A 21,271-nucleotide genomic window follows, 5' to 3' on the forward strand; every position below is an offset into this window, starting at 1 on the left:
ATCGAGTTACTGTGCAAGCCGACTTTCTTCCCGGCGTCATCGCCATCGCCACCGATTTCCGCCGCGCACCGGTGCAGCGATACCTGCGTGCCCGGGAAGAGCATCGTCCCCGCTCGTCGGGTCCAGCAGTGGCGGCATTGATCGCCCTGATCCACCGGTATTCCGAACACGCCGAGGTCACACTCGGAGTGATTGCGCCGGAGGATGATTCACCGAGTCCGTTGCGGGTGGCCGTCGAGCCGGATCGCACGGCGCAGGCGCTGGCCGCAGAGGTCGATGCGGCCCGCTCGCGAGCGGCGGCCGCACGCGCCGGCTTCGACATCGACGAATTGATCGCGACGCTCTGTCCCACACCGGTATTCGATCGCCATCCGCTGTTCCAGATCGCCTACTGCGAAATCACCGGCGAGCACGACCCGGACGCGGCGGAGGACGCGCTCGAGGCCGTCGTCGGCTGCGATCTGGTCTTCGTCGAGGATCGCGGCGCGGGTGAACTGCGCTGCGAATACGATGCGGAGCTGTTCGAACCGCAGACGGTGCGGCGGCTGCTGGCGCAGTGGGCGATGCTGATCGACGCGTTCATCGCGCAGCCGGATACCGCGCTCGCGGCCTTGCCGATGCTGCCGGAGGAGGACCGGGCGGCCCTCGACGAGTGGTCGACCGGGCCGCAGCCGGCCCGTCCCGCGACGACGCTGCACGCACTGATCGCCGAACGAGCGGCGAGCCGGCCCGGCAGTCCCGCCGTGGTGTCCGAGGCGGGCACGCTGAGTTACGGCGAACTCGACGACCGCGCCGCGCGGGTCGCCGGATATCTGAGCGCCGCGGGGGTGCGGCCCCGGCAGATCGTCGCGCTGTGCCTGCGGCGTTCGCCGCGGGTGCCGGTGCTGGCGCTCGGTGTCATGAAGGCCGGTGCGGCCTATCTGCCGCTGGATCCCGCGGATCCGGATGCGCGGCTGGCGACGATCCTGGCGGATTCCGGGGCGTCGGTGGTGCTGTGTGACGACGCCGAGATCGCCGAGCGCTTATCCGCCGAGGGCGTCACGGCGATCGATCTGGACGCCGTAGGGGACGAACTGGACCGGACCGAGCCCGCACCCGCCCGCGTCGGCGCGCCGACGGATCTCGCCTACGTCATCTACACCTCCGGTTCGACCGGCCGGCCCAAGGGTGTGCTGATCGAACATGCGGCGATCTGTAATCGCCTGCTGCACGACGCGATTCGCATCGACGAGTCCGACCGGGTGCTACAGAAGACGCCGCTGACGTTCGACGTGTCGGTGTGGGATCTGTTCTACCCGCTGGTGCACGGCGCGCAGTCGGTCCTGTGTGATGCCGAGGGGCATCGGGATTCGCGCTATCTCCTGGATGTCATTCGCGCGCGGGAGATCACCGTCGCGCACTTCGTGCCCTCGATGCTGCGCACGTGGCTGGCCGAGCCCGGCGCCGAGGCGTGCACCTCGCTGCGGTACGTGACCACCAGCGGTGAGGCGCTACCCGCCGACGTGGCCGCCGAATTCCACCGGCTGCTGCCGGATACCGCGCTCTACAACTACTACGGACCGACCGAAGCGGCCGTCGACGTCACCTGCGAACAGGTGCTTCCGGGGGCGGCGGTCACCCTCGGCCGGCCGATCGAGAATGTGCGCGCCGTCGTCCTGGACGCCGCGGGACAGCTCGTGCCGGTGGGTGTTCCGGGGCAGCTGCATCTGGCCGGGGTCTGCCTGGCGCGTGGCTATGTCGACCCCGCCGACGAGATCGGCCGCTTCGTGGCCGACCGGCGGACCGGAGAACGGCTGTACGCCACCGGTGATCGTGTGCGGCGGCTGCCCGACGGACGCCTGGAGTATCTCGGCCGGGCCGACCATCAGCTCAAATTGCGTGGTCTGCGGATCGAAGCCGGTGAGGTCGAGGCCGCGTTACGCTCCGCCGAGGGAGTGCGCGAGGCCGTGGTCACGGTCTTCGGCGATGATCCGCAGCGGAGCGAACTGGTCGGCTACGTGAGCGCCGCCGCCGCGGGTGTCGACACCGACGCGGTGCGCGCACATGCCCGTACTCTGCTGCCGGCGTATATGGTGCCCGCGAAAATCGTTGTGCTCGAGGAGTTTCCCCGCAACTCGGCCGGGAAGATCGATCGCAGGAGTTTGCCCGCGCCCGTCGTCGCGGTGCCCGGCTCGACCGCCGCCTCACCGAGCGATCTCTCCGACGCGATAGCGGCGGTCTGGGCGCAAGTGCTCGAGTGCGATTCGGTGCCCGCCACCGCGAATTTCTTCGATCTGGGCGGCAATTCACTGCTCGTCGCCCGGGTGCACCTGGCACTGGAAGAGGCGCTCGGGATCTCGATCGCGCGCACGGACCTGTTCCGCTATCCGACCGTGGCCGCACTGGCCGCGGCCCTCGCCGGTTCGGTCGCTGCCCGGGAGTCGGTCGACGATGCCGGCGACCACAGCGGTCCGTTCGCGGTGATCGGCATGGCCGTGCGGGTGCCGGGCGCTGCCGATCTCGACGAATTCTGGGATGTCATCGCGGATGCGCGCACGACGATGACCGAACTCGACGACGAGCAGTTGCGGGCCGCGGGCGAATCGGAGGAGCGCATCGCCGCGCCGAATTACGTGCGCACCGCGGCCGTCCTGGACGATATCGCCGGATTCGACGCCGAGTACTTCGGTTTCACCGCCCGCGAGGCCCAGGTCACCGATCCGCAGCATCGGCTGCTGCTGGAATGCGCGGTCGAGGCGCTCGAACACGCGGGCTACGGTGGTGCGCCGCAGCGTCCGCGCACCGGGGTGTTCGTGGGCGGGCTGCCCAGCAGCTACTTCCACCGCTATTTCGCCGACGACTTCACGCAGCTGCCCTCCACCCAGCACTATCAGATCAAGGTCGGCAACGAACCCGACTTCCTGCCCACCTCGATCGCCTACCGCCTCGACCTGCACGGACCGGCCGTCACCGTGCAGAGCGCCTGTTCGACCTCGCTGGTCGCGGTCCATCTGGCCTGCCAATCCATCGGCCGCGGCGAATGCGAGATCGCCCTGGCCGGCGGGGTCGCGGTGCGCGTGCCGGATCGGGTCGGCTACCTGCATCAGGAGGGGATGGTCGCCTCGCCGGACGGGCACTGTCGCGCCTTCGACGAGCAGGCCGGCGGCACCGTCTTCGGCAACGGGGCGGGCGTGGTCGTGCTCAAACGGCTCGACGCAGCGGTGCGCGACGGTGACCGGATCTTCGCCGTGGTGCGCGGCACCGCGATCAACAACGACGGGTCCGCGAAGGTCGGGTTCACCGCGCCGAGTGTCGACGGCCAGGTCGAGGTCATCCGCCGGGCGCATCGCGTGGCCGGGGTGGCGCCGGCGGAGATCGGATACGTCGAGGCGCACGGTACCGCCACGCCGATGGGGGATCCGATGGAGATCGCCGCCCTCACCGAGGCATTCGGCGGTCCGCGCGCGGACCGGTGCGAGGTCGGATCGGTGAAGGCGAATATCGGCCACCTCGATACCGCCGCCGGTGTGGCGGGATTCGTCAAAGCCGTTCTGGCGTTGGACCACGCGGTCCTGCCGGGACTCGCGGATCTGCACCAGCCCAGCAGCCGGATTCCTTGGTCCGAGACGCCTTTCCGGGTGTCGCCGCGCTCGCGCGCATGGCCGTCGGATCGGCCGCGGATCGCCACGGTGTCGGCCTTCGGCATCGGCGGCACCAACGCGCATGCGGTGCTGGAGGCCGCGCCGCCGCGCATCGCGAGCGCCGCACCCGCGGACTGGACCGGACTGTTCCGGTTGTCGGCGCGTTCCGAGGCGGCATTGCGTGACCTCGCGCAGCGCTACCTCGATCGGCTCGATGCCGATGCCGATGCCGATGTCGCCGTCGAAGACGTCTGCTACACGACAGGTTTCGGCCGGGAGCATCATGGGCGGCGGCTTGCCGCGGTGATCTCCACGCTGCCGGAGTTGCGGGCGGCGCTGGCGGCGTACCTGCGCGGTGAACCCGCGGCGGCATTGTTCACCGAGGCGGAGCAGCATGCGGACCACCGCCTGTGCCTGGTCCTGGGCGACGCTCCCGAAGCCGGTGTCGACGAATTCCTCGACCGGTACGCCGACGATGCGGTGGTGCGGAAGGCGCGCGCGGAGGTGTCGGCGGCACTCGGCGGCGCCGAACCCACCGGAGTGCAGGCGGAGCTGGCCCGTCAGTACGTCCTGGTGCAGATGTGGCGGGCGTGCGGCCTGCACTGGGATGCGGTGATCGGTTACGGCGCGGGCGAATACGTGGCCGCGACGATCTCCGGCGTCCTCGACCTGGCGACCGCCATGCGGGCCGCCGCGGCTGGGACACCGGCGTGGGCGGGTGAACGCCGGGACCTGCGGTTGGCATCGCACGCACCGAATGCCGACGCACCGCTCGATTCGTGCGTGGCGGCCGTGGGCTGTGATCGGATGCTGGTGCTGGGCCGTCGCAGCGACGAACGAGCCCGGCTGCGGCTGGCCGCCGATCGGTACGGCGTCCACACGGTACCGGCGGCCGACGGGCCGCACGATTTCTCGCGCGGCCTGCTGGTCGCGGCGGCGAAACTCTATGCGAGCGGTGTGGACATCTGTCCCACGCCGTGGGGCCCGTTCGCCCAGGGGTGTCGAATCCCGCTGCCCACCTACGCATTCCAGCGCAGCACCTTCTGGGTCGAACCGAAACGGGCGAGCCGCCGTGCCGAGAGCGCCGCCGAGGAGACCGGGCTGCCCGGCCGTCCGGTGGATCTGCCGCTGTCGGAGGAGATTCGCTACGAACGCGGTTTCGCCTGTGACTCACCGTCGTATGTGACCGATCACCGGTTGTTCGGTACCGCGGTGGTGCCCGGCGCCTCGCATATCGCCATGGTGCTGGCCGCGGCCGCGCACCACATCGACGGGCCCTACGTGCTGCGGGACACGTTGTTCCTGCATCCGTTCGCCGTGTCGGACGGCGGCAGCCGCCGCGCACAACTGGTGCTGCGGCCGAGCGGTCCGGGCTGGGACGTGACCCTCGTCGCCGAGGAGGAATCCGGTGCGGGCGCGGCCTGGCCGGCGCTGTTCCGCACCGCGCTGGAAAGCGCTCCCGCCGAATCGGATTCGACATTCGGCGAGACCGAGCGCGGAGATATTCTCGCCCGCTGTCCGCAGGAGCTGTCCGGACTCGAGTTCTATCGTGATGTGTGGGTGCCGGGGCTCGACACCGGAAACTCCTTCCACTGGATCGAGAGCATCCGGCGCGGCGACAACGAGGCACTGTGCCTGACCACCCGTCCCGAGGGTGTGGAGATCGGGCCGGAACCGCTGCACGCGGGGTTGGTCGAGGCCGCGTTCCAGGTGCTCAACAGCTGCTGGAAATACGACAACGATCTGCTGCGGGCGCAGGAGAACATCTACGTTCCGTTCAGTATCGACCGCTACTACTTCTCCGGTCGCCGCACCGAGGGCCCGCTGTGGATCCATGCCCGATTGGCGGGCGGGCACGGCGCGGGTGACGAGGCGTTCACCGCGCATATCCGGATGTACAGCGCCACCGGCGAATTGGTGGTCGCCGTGGACGGATTCGAATCGCGGCGCATCAGCCGGGCACAGGTGGAGCGGGCGCTCGCGCACAAGACGGCCGATATCACCCACGAGCAACACTGGCAGCGCACCGAGCCGGCCGACACGGGCACCGAGCCGGCCTCGCTGCTGGTGGTCGACGATGAACCCGACCGGTTGAGCCGTTTCGCGCGGGTGCTGCGCGCGCGGGCGATTCCGGCCGAGACGGTACTGATCGGTGCGGATGCCCCGCCGGGATCGGGCATCACGCGCAGCGCGGCCGCCGACGCCGAAATACGCGCGTGGCCGGTCGAATTCGCCGCGGCGGACCGTCGCGGCTACGTCGACCTGCGCGGCCTGACGAGAGCCGACGGCGAGAGCGCGCGGTTCGTCGGCGAGGCCGCGCGGCGGTGTGCCGCGGCGGTGCGACCACTACCGGCGCTGGCATCCGAACGCGTCCGCGTGTGGTGGCCCACCCGCGGCGCCCAACCGGTGACCGGCGACGCCGACGTCACCGATCCGGCGGCGACCATGCTGTGGGGTATCGCCACGGTCGTCCGTCGCGAGTATCCGGAACTGCGGTGCAGCACAGTCGATCTGGATGGCGACGACGATTCGTCGCTGATCCGGCTGGCGGTCGAGATCCACCGCTGGTCGCCGGAGACGCGGATCGCGCATCGCGGCGGGAATCGCTACGTCGCACGGCTCCGCCGGGCGCAGCCGGGGACGGATGTGCGGATACGGCGCGATCGCAGCTATCTCGTCACGGGCGGGCTGCGGGGGATCGGCCCCCGCGTGGCGCACATGCTCGCCGAGCAGGGCGCGGGACACCTCGTGCTCGTCGGCCGCACCGCACCCGATCCGGAGACCGCGCGGTTGCTGGACGAGATCCGCGACGGCGGCTGCTCGGTCACCGTGCACACCGCCGACATCGGCGCCGAGTCGCTCGCCGGCGTGGTGGCGGCAGCGCCGCATCCGCTCGGCGGCATCGTGCATGCGGCCGGTGTGCTCGACGATGCGACGATCGCCGGGCTGGACGCCGGCCGATTCGAGAAGGTCCTGGCGCCCAAGGTCGGCGGTATCCACCGGCTGCGCGAAATAATCGGTGCGGATACGGAATTCGTGGTGTGCTTCTCGTCGCTGACCGCAACCGTCGGGGCGGGCGGACAGGCCAATTACGCGGCGGCCAATGCGTATCTGGACGGGTACGCGTCGCTGTTGCGGGCCCAGGGGATCCGCGCGACCAGCATCGCGTGGGGTCCGTGGGGCGACATCGGGATGGCGGCCCGGCTCGACGCCGAAGAGCGCGAGCGGGCCCGGCTGCGCGGCTACCGCCCGCTCTCGCCGGAGCAGGGGCTGCGTCTGCTGGCCGGCAATCTGGTCGCTGCCGGTCCGACCGTCGTCGCCGCGGATCTGGACTGGCCGAAGCTGGCCGCGGCCGCGGGTGGTGACCCGTGGTACGGAAGTATCGCCACCACCCCCGCCGCTGCCGGACCGGCCGCCTCGCTGCGTGAACGGGTACTGGCGGCTGCCCGGAGCGACCGGGCGGGCCTCGTGCGCGAGCTCACGGCCACCGAGGTGAAGGCGGTGCTGGGCCTCGACGCCGGACATCTGATCGACCCGGAGGAGGGATTCACCCAGCTCGGGATGGACTCCCTCGCGGTCGTCGAACTGCGCTCACGCCTGCAGGACGGTTTCGGACTCGCGCTGCCCGCGACCTTCGGATTCGACCATCCGACCGTCGAGAAGGCGGCCGAATATCTCATGGCCGCAATCGGTTCCGGGGAGCCCGACGCGCCCGACCCGGCCACTGCCGCCGTTCATGCTCGGCCCCACCACGCGACGACACAGGACGGAGCGCCGCACCTCACCGACGTACCGCCCGAGGGTTCGGCTCCGGCCGGGCCGTCTTCGGACACCTCGGCCCCGGCCGTGCCGGTTTCGCCGGATGCGCTTCCGGCTGCGGATTCGCCCGCGCCGACCCCCGCTGTTGCGAGTCCGGCCGGTCCGCCTCCGGCCGAATCGCAACCGGCGGCTTCGGAATCGGCCCCGTCGGCCCCGTCGGCCCCGCCGGCGCCGCCCCAGTCGGAGGATCCGATCGCCGCCGAGCTGGCTCTGCTGGAGGCGGCATTACACAGCGACGCACAGTGGTGAGGGATATGTCCGCAGCAAGTTCCGAATCCGTCTCCACCACCGGTGTGACACCCGACCGCGAGCAGCGCATCGCCGCGGCCCTGCGCGCGGCGCGGGAGCGGCTGGCCGAACCTCGTCCGGCGGAACCGATCGCGATCGTCGGCATCGGCTGCCGGTTCCCCGGCGGCATCACCGGGCCGGACACCCTGTGGGACGTCGTGGCCGGGGGTGTCGACGCCACCGGCGAACAGCCCGGCGATCGGTGGGATGTGCAGCGGTTCTACGATCCGGACCCGGACAAGCCCGGCACCATCTACACCACCCGCGGCGGATTTCTCGACGCGGTGGACATGTTCGACGCCGACTTCTTCGGCATCTCACCGCGCGAAGCGCACGCGATGGACCCGCAGCAACGGCTCCTGCTGGAGATCGCTTGGGAGGCGGTGGAGAACGCGGGTATCGCGCCCCAGCGGTTGCGCGGATCCGATACCGGCCTGTTCGTCGGATTCAGCTGGCGCGACTACGACCGCATCGCCGTCGCGAATATCCCCGAAGCCATGAACGCCTATGCGGGACTGGGGAATACACCGAGTATCGCGGTGGGCCGGGTGGCGTACACGCTGGATCTGCACGGACCGGTGTCACTGGTGGATACCGCGTGCTCGTCGTCGCTGGTGGCGGTCCATCAGGCGGTGCAGAGTCTGCGCAACGGCGACTGCTCGACGGCGCTGGCCGGTGGTGTGAACCTGATCCTCTCGCCGTTCTCGACGATGTTCTGCTGCCGCATCCGGGCGTTGTCGCCGGACGGCCGCTGCAAGACCTTCGATGCCTCCGCCGACGGATACGGTCGCGCCGAGGGCGCCGGTCTGGTGGTGCTCAAGCGGCTCTCGCAGGCACAGCGCGACGGCGACCGGATCTACGCGGTGATCCGCGGCTCCGCGGTCAACCACGACGGCCGGACCGGCGGACTCACCGTGCCGAGCGCCCGCGCCCAGGAGGCAGTGGTGCGGGCAGCGCTGCGGGCGGCGAATCTCGAACCGGCGCAAGTGAACTACATCGAGGCACACGGCACGGGCACCGCGCTGGGCGACCCGATCGAAATCGGTGCGCTGAACTCCGTCTTCGGCGGCGCGCGTGCGCCGCTGTGGGTCGGGTCGATCAAATCGAATTTCGGGCACGCCGAGACGGCGGCGGGGATCGCCGGTCTGATCAAGGCGGCCCTGACCGTCGAGCGCGGTGTGCTGCCGCCGACGCTGCATGTGCGGGAACCGAATCCACGCATCGATTGGGCGTCCGGTTCGGCACGGGTGGTCACCGAGACCACACCGTGGCCCGCCGGATCGCGGATCGCGGGTGTCAGTTCGTTCGGTTTCAGCGGGACCAACGCGCACGTGCTGGTCGAACAACCGCCGGCGGCAGCCGAATCCGGCAGCGTCGTACCCTCGGGCCTGCTGACGCTGTCCGCTCGCGGCGACGAGGCGTTGCGGGCGCAGGCGCGGCGATTCGCGCTCGCGCTGCGCACCGTGGAACCGTCGAGACTCGAATCGGTGTGCGCGACAGCAAATCTCGGACGGAGCGCGTTCGAACATCGACTCGCCGTGGTGGCCGGGAGTACGACCGCGATGGCGGCCGCCCTGGACGCACATACCGCCGGGCAGCGGCAGCCGACGATCGTGACCGGCCACGTGCCGCGTGGTCGTGCCGTGCGTACCGCACTGTTGATCGGGCACCGCGGACCCGGTGTGGAACCGCTCGATCGCGAAAGCTACACCGGCTCCGACGTCTTTCGCGCCGCCGTCGACGAATGCCTGGAGGCAACCGCCTCGCGGGAGAGTTTCCGGACCGCTCTGTTCGCCGGGCTGGCACCGCATCAGGCGCAGCGCGTCCCCGGCCTGGCGGATGCGCTTGCCTTCGTGCACCGGTACGCCACCACTCGCCAGTTGCTGGCATTCGGTCTGCGCCCGGCTGCCGTGCTGGGCGTCGGCGTGGGCGAGTACGTGACCGCCGCGATCGCCGGAATTCTGGAACCGGCTGTGGCACTGCGTGCTTCGGTCTCGACCGCGGCGCTGCTCGGCGAACGCGTGGTGGCACGCACCGACGACCGTGCGCTGCTCGACGCGGTACTGCGCGAAACCGGTGCGCGCCTGTGCGGTCACGCCGGCGACCGCTATCTGCTGGAGGCGGGCCCCGGCGGTCGCGAGCCGCTCCTGCACCGCCTGCGCGCCGCCGGTGTCGCCGCGACGACGCACGCCGAACTGCGCGACCACCTGGGAACGGCCGTCCCTGATCCGGGACAGCCGGGCGAGCCCGAACTCACCGTCGTCTCCGCGCACACCGGGATGCGCCTCGGCCACGAAGCGGCCGATCCCGCCTACTGGTCGAGCCGCCCGCTGTGGCCCGCGCACCTGGACCGGGCCTTCGCCACGCTGGGAGAACTCGACTGCACGGTATTCGCCGAGGTCGCGGGGGCGACGCTGACCGAACTGGGAAGCCGGCGCACCGCCCCGGAGAGCCGCTGGTTCACCACCGGAACCACTCGCGGCGAAGTGATCCGGTGCACGGCCGGGCTGTTCGTGGCCGGCGCCGTCGACGATCTGCGCGACCTGCACGGCACCCACTATCCCCGGATCACCCTCCCCACCTATCCCTTTCAGCGCCGCCGCTACTGGGTGGAAGCGTCCGGCGCCACGCATGCGACCGACGAGCCGAGCGCACCCGCTGCGGCGGCTCGGCTTCCGCAGGTCGAAGCCCTCGATGTGGACAGCCTCGATGCCGCTCGATCGGCCACGACAGCTTCGGGCGATGGTCCGGGAACTGTCCAGGGGTCCGCAGTTCCCGGACCGCCTGTGCGCACCGATGCGACCGGGTCGGACGTGCCCGCGAGAGCCGTCGCATCGGCGCGGCCCGCGCCGTCCGAGGCGGAGCTGTACCTGCTGCGCCGACGCGTGAGCGCGGTGGTGGTCGCGAGTATCCGGCAGGTCTTCCAGTTGCCGGATTCCGATCCCGTCGATCTGCAGACACCGCTGCAGGAACTCGGCTTCGACTCGCTCATGGCGATCGAATTGCGAACCGTATTGGGCCGTGCGCTCGCGCTGCCGATCGAAGCGGCATTCGCCTTCGAATTCCCGACGGCCACAGTGCAGATCGCCGAGCTCACCGCGCGGTTGGCCGCCGCACCGACGATTCCGTCCGAGCCGGCCGCCGAACCGGCGATGTCGGCACCGGCGACTGCGGCGGAACCGACCACGATCGAGCCGCAGCCGAAGTACCACGACCCGGCCGACCCGCACCCCGTGTCGTTCGACATCCCCGTCAGCACGACCCGCATCCCGCTCGACGGCTTGAGCGAATCCGATCTCATCGCGCTGGCTCGCGCGGAAGTGGCTGCCCTGGAAGAGGTGCTGCGTTGACCCCGACCGCGACGAATCCGAGTGCGCTGCCCGAGGGCGGCGACAGCAGTGAGGCCTTACGCGGCGCCATCGCCGCCCTGCGCACGGCCCGCGGGGCCTTGGCACAGCGCAGTGAGCCGGTCGCCGTGATCGGTGCGGGCTGTCGCCTGCCCGGCGGCGTGGGTTCGCTGGAGGAATTCTCAGAATTCCTGCGCGCGGGCGGCGACGGCGTGGTCGATATTCCACCGGACCGCTGGGATGTCGAGCACTACTACGATCCCGACGCCGACGTACCCGGCAGATCTTTCATCGCGAAGATGGGCGCCCTCACCGATATCGGCGATTTCGATGCCGCCTTCTTCGGCATCTCGCCGCGCGAGGCCGAGGCCATGGACCCGCAGCAGCGGCTGCTGCTCGAGGTCGCGTGGGAGGCGCTCGAGCATGCCGCGATTCCACCGGAGTCCCTGCGCGAGAGCCGGACCGGCGTCTTCGTCGGCATGTGCCCCAACGATTACGGCGCCGCGGCGACGGATCCGGCGGCGATCGACATCTATTCCGCCACCGGTCTGGCGCCGTCGGTGGCGGCCGGGCGGATCGCCTATCACCTCGGACTGCAGGGGCCCGCCCTGGTCGTCGACACCGCATGCTCGTCCGCACTGGTCGCGCTGCATCTGGCGGTGCAGAGCCTGCGATCGGGGGAGTGCGAGCTGGCATTGGTGGCCGGGGTCAATCTGATCGTGTCCCCGCAGTCGATGATCTCGATGTCGAAACTCCGCGCGCCCTCGCCGAGCAATCGCTGCGCGCCCTTCTCCGCCGCCGCCGACGGACTGGTGCGCGGCGAGGGGTGCGGCGTCGTCGTGCTGAAGCGCGAGTCCGCCGCCCACGCCGCCGGTGATCGAGTGCTGGCCTCGATCGTGGCCACGGCCGTCGATCAGGACGGCCGCAGCAACGGCCTCACCGCGCCCAACGGCCGCGCCCAGGAACAGGTGCTGCGGGATGCGCTGCGCGAGGCCAAGCTGGAGGCCGGCCGCATCGACTACATCGAGGCGCACGGCACCGGCACACCGCTGGGCGACCCCATCGAATTGCGTGCGCTGTCCGCGGTTTTCGGCGCCGATCGAGACCGTCCACTGCTCGTCGGATCGGCCAAGGGCAATCTGGGCCATCTGGAACCGGCCGCCGGAATCGCCGGACTGCTCAAGGCCATCACGGTCGTCCGCGACCGGATCGTCCCGCCCACACTGCATTTCGACGCGCCGAATCCGCTGATCGACTGGGACGCCACGCCGATCGTGATCCCGGCCGAGGCGCGGGAGATCTCCGGCGCCGAGCCGGTGTACGCGGGGGTCAGCGCATTCGGATTCAGCGGGACCAACGCGCATACGATCATCACCGCGGCCCCGGGGATCGAACCGGCGGCCGAAGATGCCGGGGATGCCGGGGTTGCCGCCGAACCGGCTCGGGAACTGCTGGTCCTGCCGCTGTCGGCGGCCACCGAACAAGCGTTGCGGGATACCGCGCTTCGCTGGCGGGACCGGCTGGCGGCCGGCGCGCCTGCGCGTGACCTGTGCTTCACCGCGTCGCGTCGCGCCGCACTCGACCATCGTGCCGTGGTGATCGGGGAAACCGCCGCCGCACTGCAACGCGGACTTACCGCCATCGCCGAGGATCGTGATCGCGCGGGCGTGATTCGCGGCCGCCGCGGCGAACCGGGCGCCCTGGTCTTCGTCTTCGCCGGATTCGGCGGGCACTGGACCGGGATGGGTGCCCAGCTCATGGCCGACTATCCGGTATTCGCCGAGGCGGTACGGTGGTGCGCGGCGGCGTTCGAACCTCATCTGGGCGCCGACATCGCGGAACTGCTGGCCACCGGCGAATCCGACGGCGGCCGTATCGATCTCGCCCAGCCCATGTCCTTCGCCGTGCAGATCGGATTGGCGGAATTGCTGGCGGCGACCGGGTTCCGGCCCGATGCCGTGATCGGTCACAGCGTCGGTGAGATCGCGGCCGCCCGGGTCGCGGGGGCACTGAGCCTCGCCGACGCCGCCGCGGTCATCGTCCACCGCAATCGCGTGCTGCGCGCGATCGAAGGGACCGGCGGCATGTTGTCGGTGCCGATGAGCGCCGGTGAGCTCGCCGGATGGCTGGAGCAGATCGAAGGCGAATTCGACCTCGCCGCGGTGAACGGACCCGCGCAGGTCGTCGTCTCGGGAACGGTCGCCGATCTGGATCGGCTCGAAAAGGCGCTGGCCGCAGCCGGTTACGATCCTCGGCGGGTGAAGATCGAGTCGGCCGCGCACAGCCGCCAGCTGGATCCGCACCTGGACGCCTTCGTCGAGCGGATCGCCGGCATCACCGCGATCCCGGGTGGCCGGGCCGCCTTCCTGTCCACCGTGGAGTCCGACTACGTCCCCACCGATGCGCTGACCGCCGACTACTGGGGTCGTAATCTGCGCAGCACGGTCCGCCTCGACGAGACCGTCGAGCGGGTGCTCGCGGAGGGTCCGGCGACCTTCGTCGAGATCGGGCCCAATCCCGTTCTGGTGGACGGCATCCGCGCCCGCATCGACGCGTCGAACGACCGGGGTGCGGTGGCCGGATCCCTGAAACGCAACGGCTACGCGCGCCGCGACATCCTGGAACTGATCGCCCGGTTGTACGTGCACGGAGTCCCCGTGGACTGGGCGGCCGCCGGGGTGCGCGGCCGGATCGTCGAACTGCCGGCGTATCCGTGGCAGCACAAGCGGTTCTGGGCTCGCTCCGACTGGGATGTGGCGGCCGAACAGCACGGTGGTCAGGCGGTGGTCGAATCGTCCGTCAGCGGCGAACGCCTGCTTCAGCGCGTGGTCGATCCCGCTCGCTCGCCCTGGTTGCTCGACCACGCGGTCGGGGATACGCCGGTCGCCGCGGGTGCCTGGCTGGTCAACCTCGCCGCCGCGGCCCGCCTGCAGCACGGTTTCGGGCCCGGCTGCCATTTCGCCGATATCCGGTTCGAACGGGTACTCACCCTGCCCGAATCCGGCCGTCGAGTGCAGGTGGTACTGCGCGACAACGAGTTTCGCATCAGCGCCCGCGCCGCCGAGCCGGGTGGCGCGGCCACGGTGTGGACCGAGCACGCTCGCGGACGGATCGTTTCCGGCGAGAACATCCCCGAGGTCCCCGGACTGGCCGCGGCGCGGCGGCACTGCCTCACCGTGGTGGACCCGCAGGATCTCTACGCGGCCTACACCCGCAACGGCACCCGTTACGGGGCCGCCTTCCGCACGGTGACGGAACTCTCGGTCGGCGATGGTGAGGCGCTCGGGCGGGTGAGCGCGGCGGCCGGTGCGCGCGACCCGGAGCACGGGGTGGCGGCCGCCGCGGTGCTCGACGGATGTTTCCAGGTGGTCGGCGCACTGGCCGGGGACGAACTGTTCCTGCCGTCCGCGATCGGCGCCCTGCACGTCGCAGACCACATTCCGCCCCAGGTCCACGCCCATGTGCGCCGCTACGCCCGCGACGGTCGCCTGCAGACCGCCGACCTCGACATCTACGCCGACGACGGCTCGCTCGTCGCCACGGTGCGCGAGCTGACCGCGACCCGCGTCGACGCGGCGGATACCGCCGATGCCGCCGTCCTCGCGGTCGATTGGCAGCAGCGTCCGCGCGCGACCGGGCGGCTCTCGGGGCGCTGGGTGGTCGTCGGCGGCGACCCGGACGACGACGCACCGCTGGGATCCGAAACGCTGATCCGGGAACTCGTCGCGGCGGGCGCCGACGCCGCCACAGTCGCGGTCGCGCCGAGTGCCGACGACACCGAACCGCACGCCCCGACCTTCGACGAGCCCGCGGATCACATCCTGTACCTCGCCGGAACCGAGGACGGTGCAACGGCATTCGCGGATCTGGCCGCACTGCTCGGCCTCGCGCGGGCGGCCGTGCGGATGACCTCCGCGCCCCGGCTGTGGGTGGTTACGCGCGGCGGTCAGGCGGTGGCGCAGGAGTGCGTGGACCCGTGGCAGGCGGCCCTGTGGGGTTTCGGCACCGCCCTGGCCGCCGAACACCCCGAACTGCGGACCACGCTCGTCGACCTGGCCGCCGACGCGGGCGTGGACGGCGACGACGCGGCCGACCTGATCGCGGAACTCGCCGACGGCAGCGAGCGGCATATCGCGCTGCGCTCCGGACTCCGCTGGGTCGCGCGCCTCGACCGGGTCCGGCTGAACCCGGATCCACCCGTCGTCGCCGCGGGCACCCGCGGCTTCGGGGTGGATATCGACGAGCCCGGCCGCCTGCAGACGCTGACGCTGCGCGGTCGGGGCCGGCCGCGACCGGGCCCCCGTGAGGTCGTCGTCGCCGTGGCCGCCGCCGGCCTCAACTTCGCCGACGTCATGTGGGCCATGGGCTTTTTCGCGGATCTCGACGACGTGCCGCTGGGATCGGAATGCGCGGGCACCGTCGTCGCCGTGGGCGCCGAGGTCGACACGGTGCGCGTCGGCGACCGGGTGGTGGCGGTGGCGCTGAACTGCCTGGCCACCCATGCCGTCGCCGACGCGGCGCTGGTCTTTCGGCTGCCGGAGACCTTCGCGCTCACCGACGCCGCGGCGCTGCCCACCGCCTACACCACTGCCTGCTACGCACTCGAACATCTGGCCCGGGTGCGCCCCGGCATGCGCATCCTGATCCATTCGGCTACGGGTGGCACGGGTGCGGCGGCCATCGCGGTGGCACAGCGGCACGGGCTGGAGATCATCGCGACCGCGGGCACCGAGGACAAGCGCCGCTTCCTGCGGGAGCTGGGCATCGAGCACGTCTTCGACTCGCGCACCACGGAATTCGAGCAGCAGGTTCTCGACGTCACCGCCGGCGCGGGGGTCGATGTCGTGCTCAACTCCCTCACCGGCGCGGCCGCCGAGGCGAGTCTGCGCACGGTCGCCGCCGACGGGATCTTCCTCGAGCTCGGCAAACGCGATATCTACGGCTCGGGGCGACTCGCCCTGGAGCATTTCAAACGCCGCATCACCTACACCGCCGTCGATATGGCCGGCCTGCACCGCGAGCGCCCGGCGGTCTTCGCCGAACTGCTGCATGACACGCTCGACCGCGTCGTCTCCGGCGAACTGGAACCGCTTCCGGTGCAGACCTATCCGATCGCCGCGGCGGCCGAGGTGTTCCGGCTGATGAGCACCGGTGCGCACACCGGCAAACTGGTGCTGGTGACCGACGACGCGGCCACCACCGACATCGTGCGCGGCGCCGCGCAGGGGCTGGCCGAACCCGGCTGCGTGCTGATCACCGGCGGCCTCGGCGGGCTGGGTCTCGAACTGGCCCGCACCCTGGTCGAACGGGGCGGCGCGCAGGTCGGACTGCTCGCTCGCCGTGAGCCGACCGCCGACGAACGCGCGATCATCGACGAACTCAACGCCGCCGGAGAGCGCGTGATCGTGGAACGCGCCGACGTCGCCGATGCGGTCGAGGTCGCCGACGCCGTGGGGCGGTTGCGCTCCCGGGTCGGTCCGGTGCGCGGGGTGTTCCATCTCGCGGCCGTTCTGCGCGACGCCGTCCTGACCAATCAGAGATGGGACCGGTTCGATCCCGTGCTGCGTCCGAAGGCATTGGGCGCCTGGAACATTCACCGCGCGGTGGCGGGCGATCCCGTCGAGTACTTCGTGATGTACTCCTCCACCGCGACCCTGCTGCCCTCGGGCGGTCAATTGAACTACGCCGCCGCCAACGCGTTTCTCGACGGCCTGGCGCACTACCGGCGCGCGCAGGGGCTGGCGGCCACCGCGGTGGCATGGGGTCCGTTCCGCGATACCGGACTCGCCGCGCGCAGCGCCGCGACCGAGGAGTATCTGGCCGGCCGCGGAATCCGCTCGCTGGCGCCGGCGACGGCATACACGCTGCTGGAGACACTGCTCGACGACGGTCGTCCCCGCGCCGCCATCATCGGTCTCGATGCCGACGCCTGGCTCGGCGCCCATCCCTTCGCGCGCGCCGTGCCGATGTACGAACCTCTGCGCGCCATGGGTTCCGGCGCCACCTCGGCCCTGGCGGACGAGCTGCGCCGCCTCCCGGTCGAGGAGCGCGAGGCCGCGCTGTGGGAGCTGCTGCTGAGCAGAACGGCCGCGGTCCTGCGCATCGATGCCGACGAGATCGATCCCGCCACACCGTTTCTGGAACTGGGCATGAGTTCGCTGGCGCTGCTCGAATTCAAGAACGGGCTGTCGGCGGCGCTGGGGATCGACCTGCCCGGCGCGGTGCACTGGGAGCATCCGACCGTGCGGGCGATGCACCGCTACCTGTCCGGCCGCCTGCGCGAGGAGGAGTCCCGATGAGCGTCTATCTGCACGGGATCTCCTATGCCGTCGGCGCTCGCGAGCCGATCGCGGGCCTGGAGCCGCTGCGCGAGGACCCCGCCATGTTGCGCGATATGCACGGCCTCGGCCTGTACCACTACTGCCGCACCGAACAGAGCCCGCTGCAACTGGCCGCCGAGGTGGTCGCGAGCACTTTCGACCGGATCCCGGTGGATGCGGCTGAGATCGACCTGCTGGTCTACGCGTCGTCGAGTCCCGAAACCGGTGCCCTGGCCGGTGGTGAATTCCTGCGTTTCTGTGAGCGTTTCGGCCTCACCCGCGCCACCCCGATCGGTGTCACCCTCGCCGAATGCGCGAATTTCGGCAGCGCCCTGCGGATCGCGCACAGCCTGGTCGCCGCCGGATCGGCCCGCAATGTCCTGGTCGTCACCTCCGACGCGTGCCCGGACCCGCACGCCCGCATCCTGCGCGACGCGCTCTCGGTGCTGAGCGACGGTGCGGCCGCCTGCCTGATCACCTCCGCCGAACCGTCGCGCATCGAGGTGCTCGGCTCGAATCAGGGCACCAACCAGCTGATCCGCGTGGCGAAGATGCCGGCGCTGGCCGGGCTCACCAAACGCGGCCTGTCCCGCGCGGTCGCCGATATGCTCGACCGCGCCGGCCTGGACCGCGCCGACGTGCGGCGCATCATCGCCAACAACGTCAACGAGGAGGCCGTGCGCTTCATGGCCGATTCGGCCGGACTCGACCACGACCTGTGCTATCTCGACAACATCGCCGACTACGCCCACGTGCACTCGGCCGACAACTTGATCAACCTGCAGACCTATCTGGAGGACGGCGTCGCGCCGGGGGAGATCGTCATGACCATCAGCCACGGGTTCGGCACCTGGGGCGTCGCACTGTTGAGGATCGGCTGACATGCTCGCATTCGTATTCCCCGGTCAGGGCGCGCAATTCCCCGGCATGGGCAAGGCGCTGGCCGACACCTACCCGGTCGCGCGCGAGGTGTTCGACCGCGCCGACGCGGCGATCGAATTCGGCCTCGGCGAGCTCTGCTTCGGCGGCGACCCGGCGGAGCTGGCCCGGACCGAGTACGCCCAGCCCGCCATCCTGGCCACCAGCGTGGCGGCGTACCGGGTTCTGGTGTCCGAGACCGGCATTCATCCGGTGGTCGTGGCCGGTCACAGCCTCGGTGAGATCACCGCCTACGTCTGCGCCGGCGCCCTCGACTTCGAGACCGCGGTGCGCCTGGTGCGCCGCCGGGGTGCCCTGATGCAGGAGGCGGTGCCGCCCGGGGCGGGTGCGATGGTGGCCGTGATGGGTCTGGCCGCCGACGAGGTCGATCGGATCTGCGCTGCCGCAGCGCAATCCGAGGTCGTCGCGGTCGCCAACTACAACGGCGCGAGTCAGATGGTGATCTCCGGGCACACCGGCGCGGTCGGCAGGGCACGCCGACTCGCCGACGAACGCGGCGCGATCACCCGCGCTCTCGAGGTCAGCGCCCCGTTTCACTGCGCACTGATGGCACCGGCGGCGGCCGCCTTCCGATCCGAGCTGGCCCGCGCCGAATTCACGACGCCACGAATTCCGGTGGTGGACGGCACATCCGGGGATTGGCGAGCCGGAGCGGATCCGGCCGGCTCGCTGTCCGCACAGATCTGCGCACCCGTGCGCTGGGACGCCGTGATGGCCGGACTGACGGCCCGCGGCGTCCGGTACGTGATCGAAGCCGGGCCCGGCGCCCGCCTCACCTCCATGGTGTTACGGTCGAAAAAGTCCATCGCAGCAACGCATTTCGGCGCGCCGGAGGATCTGGACGCCGTGCTCGATCTGCTCGCCGACCGGCCGTGGACGCGGCGCGAACTGGGATATTGGCGCCACGGCGAGCGCGGCGATCTGTACGCGCCCAGCACATCCGAGATCGTCTGGGCCGGTACCGACGAATCCGAGCCGATCACCGATGCGGCCTGGACCGTCCGTTCCGACGGCTCCCGTCTGCGGCGCTACGGCCCGATGGCGGTGATCGCCGCGGACAACGCGCTGCGCACTTTCGATCCGGACGCGTGGACGCCACGCGAGGACGGAGCCTATCTGCGACGGGACCACCTCGCCGTCGAACATCCGGCCGATGGCGGTGAGACCTTCGACCCCGCGGAATGGATCGTCGACCCGGCCGGAACCCTGCGCCGGCGCGACGGCTCCCGCGTCGTCTGGCCCGACGGCGACGAATGGAGTTTCGCGACGCCCTGACCGGTCTCATACGGTCGTATTGACCGAAGGCCTCATACGTTCGTATGGTAGTTCTCATACGAACGTATGAGAGGGGTGGCTGCCGATGTTTCGTCTCGTGGAACTGCTGGGTCTGTGCGCGCCGCTGCTGGGTGCGGCGATCGCGCTGTACTACCGGCGGCGGCTGGGGCGAGCCTTCGGCGCCGCAGTACTCGCCGCGGGGGTGGCGGTGATCGGCTCGGTGGTCGGACTGGTCACCAGCCGGGCGATGTGGTTCGGTTCCGGTGGCGCCGAGGGCATTACGCGGCGCATGGACTTCGGCGTCGGCGTCCGCAACCTCTTGCTGGTGCTGGCCTGGGCGCTGTTGCTGGTCGCCATCCTGCGGCGTCCGGTGCGGCCGGAGCCGGCGCGATGAGCGGCGCGCAGGTGGTGTTCGGCGTCGGCGAGCTGGCGGTGGTGGTGCTGGCTGTGGTCTCACTGGTGGCCGGCGTGGGATTGGCGCGCAGCTATCGCCTCGCCGGGTGGTCGCTGGCCGGAGCAGCGGTGTTGTGGCTGGTTGCCGAGGGCTTGCGTCTGCTGCAATTCGAAGCGCTGCTACCGGCGTTGGCGGGACCGGATCACGAATCGGCCCGCATGCTCGTCGGCCTGCTCGGGGATGCGGTCTACTTCGGCCTGAGCGGCGTCGCGGTGCTGCTGCTGTTCTTCGCCGCCGTCGTGGAGCGGGCCTCCCGGGGCGACGGCCGCCGGGAACCGGTGGCGGTGGCGCGTCGGGTGGGAGCGCAGATCCGGCACTACTATCAGGCTCGCGATGAGCGGGAGAGGAGTCGACGTGGTGGGCGTTGAGCGGGCCGGGGCGGCCGGTGCCGCGATGGACCGTCGTGGTCAGCTGCTCGATCGGCTGGCCGACGTCATCGCCGAGGACGGGATCGAGGGCGTCAGTATCCGCACGCTGGCCGCCCGCGCCGAGGTGTCGATCGGTACGGTGCAGTACTACTTCTCGACGAAAACCGACCTCCTGCACCGGGTGTGGGAATACGTGCGGGACGAGGCGGCCCGCCGCTTCGACGCCGCGACGGTGGCACAGCTTCCGCCGGCGCAGCGCCTGTCCCGCCTCGTCGACCTGCTCATCGCCCCCGACAGCGAGGATCGCCTCGCCCGGGTGTGGTTCGCCCTGGTGGCCCGCGCCGCCCACGACCCCGAGATCGCGGCGCTGCATCGAGCCCAGTGGCAGCACACCGAGGAACTGCTCGCCCGGGCGCTGGCCGCCGTGAATCCGGACCGGTCCGCCGAATCCGCCGACGCCGCAGCCGAATTGCTGGCGCTGCTCGACGGTCTCACGCTCGCCGTCCTCACCGAACCCGATCGCATGCCGCCGGCCCGGGCTCGCCGGATCGGGCGGGACTGGACCGACCGCTGGGCGGGCCGGTAACCGTCACCCGGGCGGTGTCAGTGCACCCGTGAGGAATCCGGAATCAGTCGGCCCGCCTCGACCAGAACACGCAGTGCGGCACGGCGGCGCGGGCATTCGTCGGTGCGGCAGCCCCGGTGCATCTGCATGATCTGATGGGCCTTCTGCGGGGTGAGGTCGAGCGGTTCCATCCAACAGGTACTGAACATGTCCACGGTGTAGTCGCCCTCCTCGATCCCTGCCTGACCTTCGGCCATCCCGTGCCGATGTCGGTCT

General features: G+C 70.8%; 9 protein-coding genes. 8 read left to right on the plus strand and 1 reads right to left on the minus strand.

Translation table 11 applies throughout. From position 1 onward, the window contains the following. The first annotated feature begins 11 nt into the window (after positions 1-11). The 8 genes from A5780_RS33035 (at position 12) to A5780_RS33070 (ending at position 21,016) form a co-directional block, all read left to right on the plus strand. Entirely contained in the window at positions 12-7,688 is a 7,677-nt protein-coding gene (locus A5780_RS33035) for an amino acid adenylation domain-containing protein (RefSeq protein WP_064911004.1), read from the plus strand. A gap of 5 nt (positions 7,689-7,693) precedes the next feature. Further along, entirely contained in the window at positions 7,694-11,077 is a 3,384-nt protein-coding gene (locus tag A5780_RS33040) for a type I polyketide synthase (RefSeq protein ID WP_082976857.1), read from the plus strand. Further along, positions 11,074-17,373 (plus strand): type I polyketide synthase, encoded by a 6,300-nt coding sequence (locus A5780_RS33045; RefSeq protein WP_064911006.1) that lies wholly within the window; start codon positions 11,074-11,076, stop codon positions 17,371-17,373. The genes A5780_RS33040 and A5780_RS33045 overlap by 4 nt, the downstream gene beginning before the upstream one ends. Continuing rightward, positions 17,370-18,275 carry a 3-oxoacyl-[acyl-carrier-protein] synthase III C-terminal domain-containing protein gene (locus A5780_RS33050; RefSeq protein ID WP_064911007.1) on the plus strand — a complete coding sequence of 302 codons (906 nt, stop codon included), beginning with the start codon at positions 17,370-17,372 and terminating at the stop codon, positions 18,273-18,275. Before A5780_RS33045 ends, A5780_RS33050 begins: the two co-directional genes overlap by 4 nt. Before the next feature lies 1 nt (position 18,276). Then, a complete protein-coding gene (gene fabD, locus A5780_RS33055) occupies positions 18,277-19,608 on the plus strand; it encodes an ACP S-malonyltransferase (RefSeq protein ID WP_064911008.1) in 1,332 nt (443 codons plus the stop codon). Between the two features lie 85 nt (positions 19,609-19,693). Continuing rightward, positions 19,694-20,002, plus strand: coding sequence for a hypothetical protein (locus A5780_RS33060; RefSeq protein ID WP_064911009.1), 309 nt, complete (start codon positions 19,694-19,696; stop codon positions 20,000-20,002). Continuing rightward, positions 19,999-20,430 carry a hypothetical protein gene (locus A5780_RS33065; RefSeq protein WP_064911010.1) on the plus strand — a complete coding sequence of 144 codons (432 nt, stop codon included), beginning with the start codon at positions 19,999-20,001 and terminating at the stop codon, positions 20,428-20,430. Before A5780_RS33060 ends, A5780_RS33065 begins: the two co-directional genes overlap by 4 nt. Then, complete coding sequence (locus A5780_RS33070) at positions 20,417-21,016, plus strand: TetR/AcrR family transcriptional regulator (protein ID WP_197521932.1); 600 nt, start codon at positions 20,417-20,419, stop codon at positions 21,014-21,016. The genes A5780_RS33065 and A5780_RS33070 overlap by 14 nt, the downstream gene beginning before the upstream one ends. Before the next feature lie 17 nt (positions 21,017-21,033). Here A5780_RS33070 and A5780_RS33075 read toward each other — a convergent pair whose 3' ends face one another. After that, complete coding sequence (locus tag A5780_RS33075) at positions 21,034-21,252, minus strand: hypothetical protein (RefSeq protein WP_030515125.1); 219 nt, start codon at positions 21,250-21,252, stop codon at positions 21,034-21,036. Between the last annotated feature and the right edge of the window lie 19 nt (positions 21,253-21,271).

The organism is Nocardia sp. 852002-20019_SCH5090214 (assembly GCF_001665865.1).
GTDB lineage: Bacteria > Actinomycetota > Actinomycetes > Mycobacteriales > Mycobacteriaceae > Nocardia > Nocardia nova.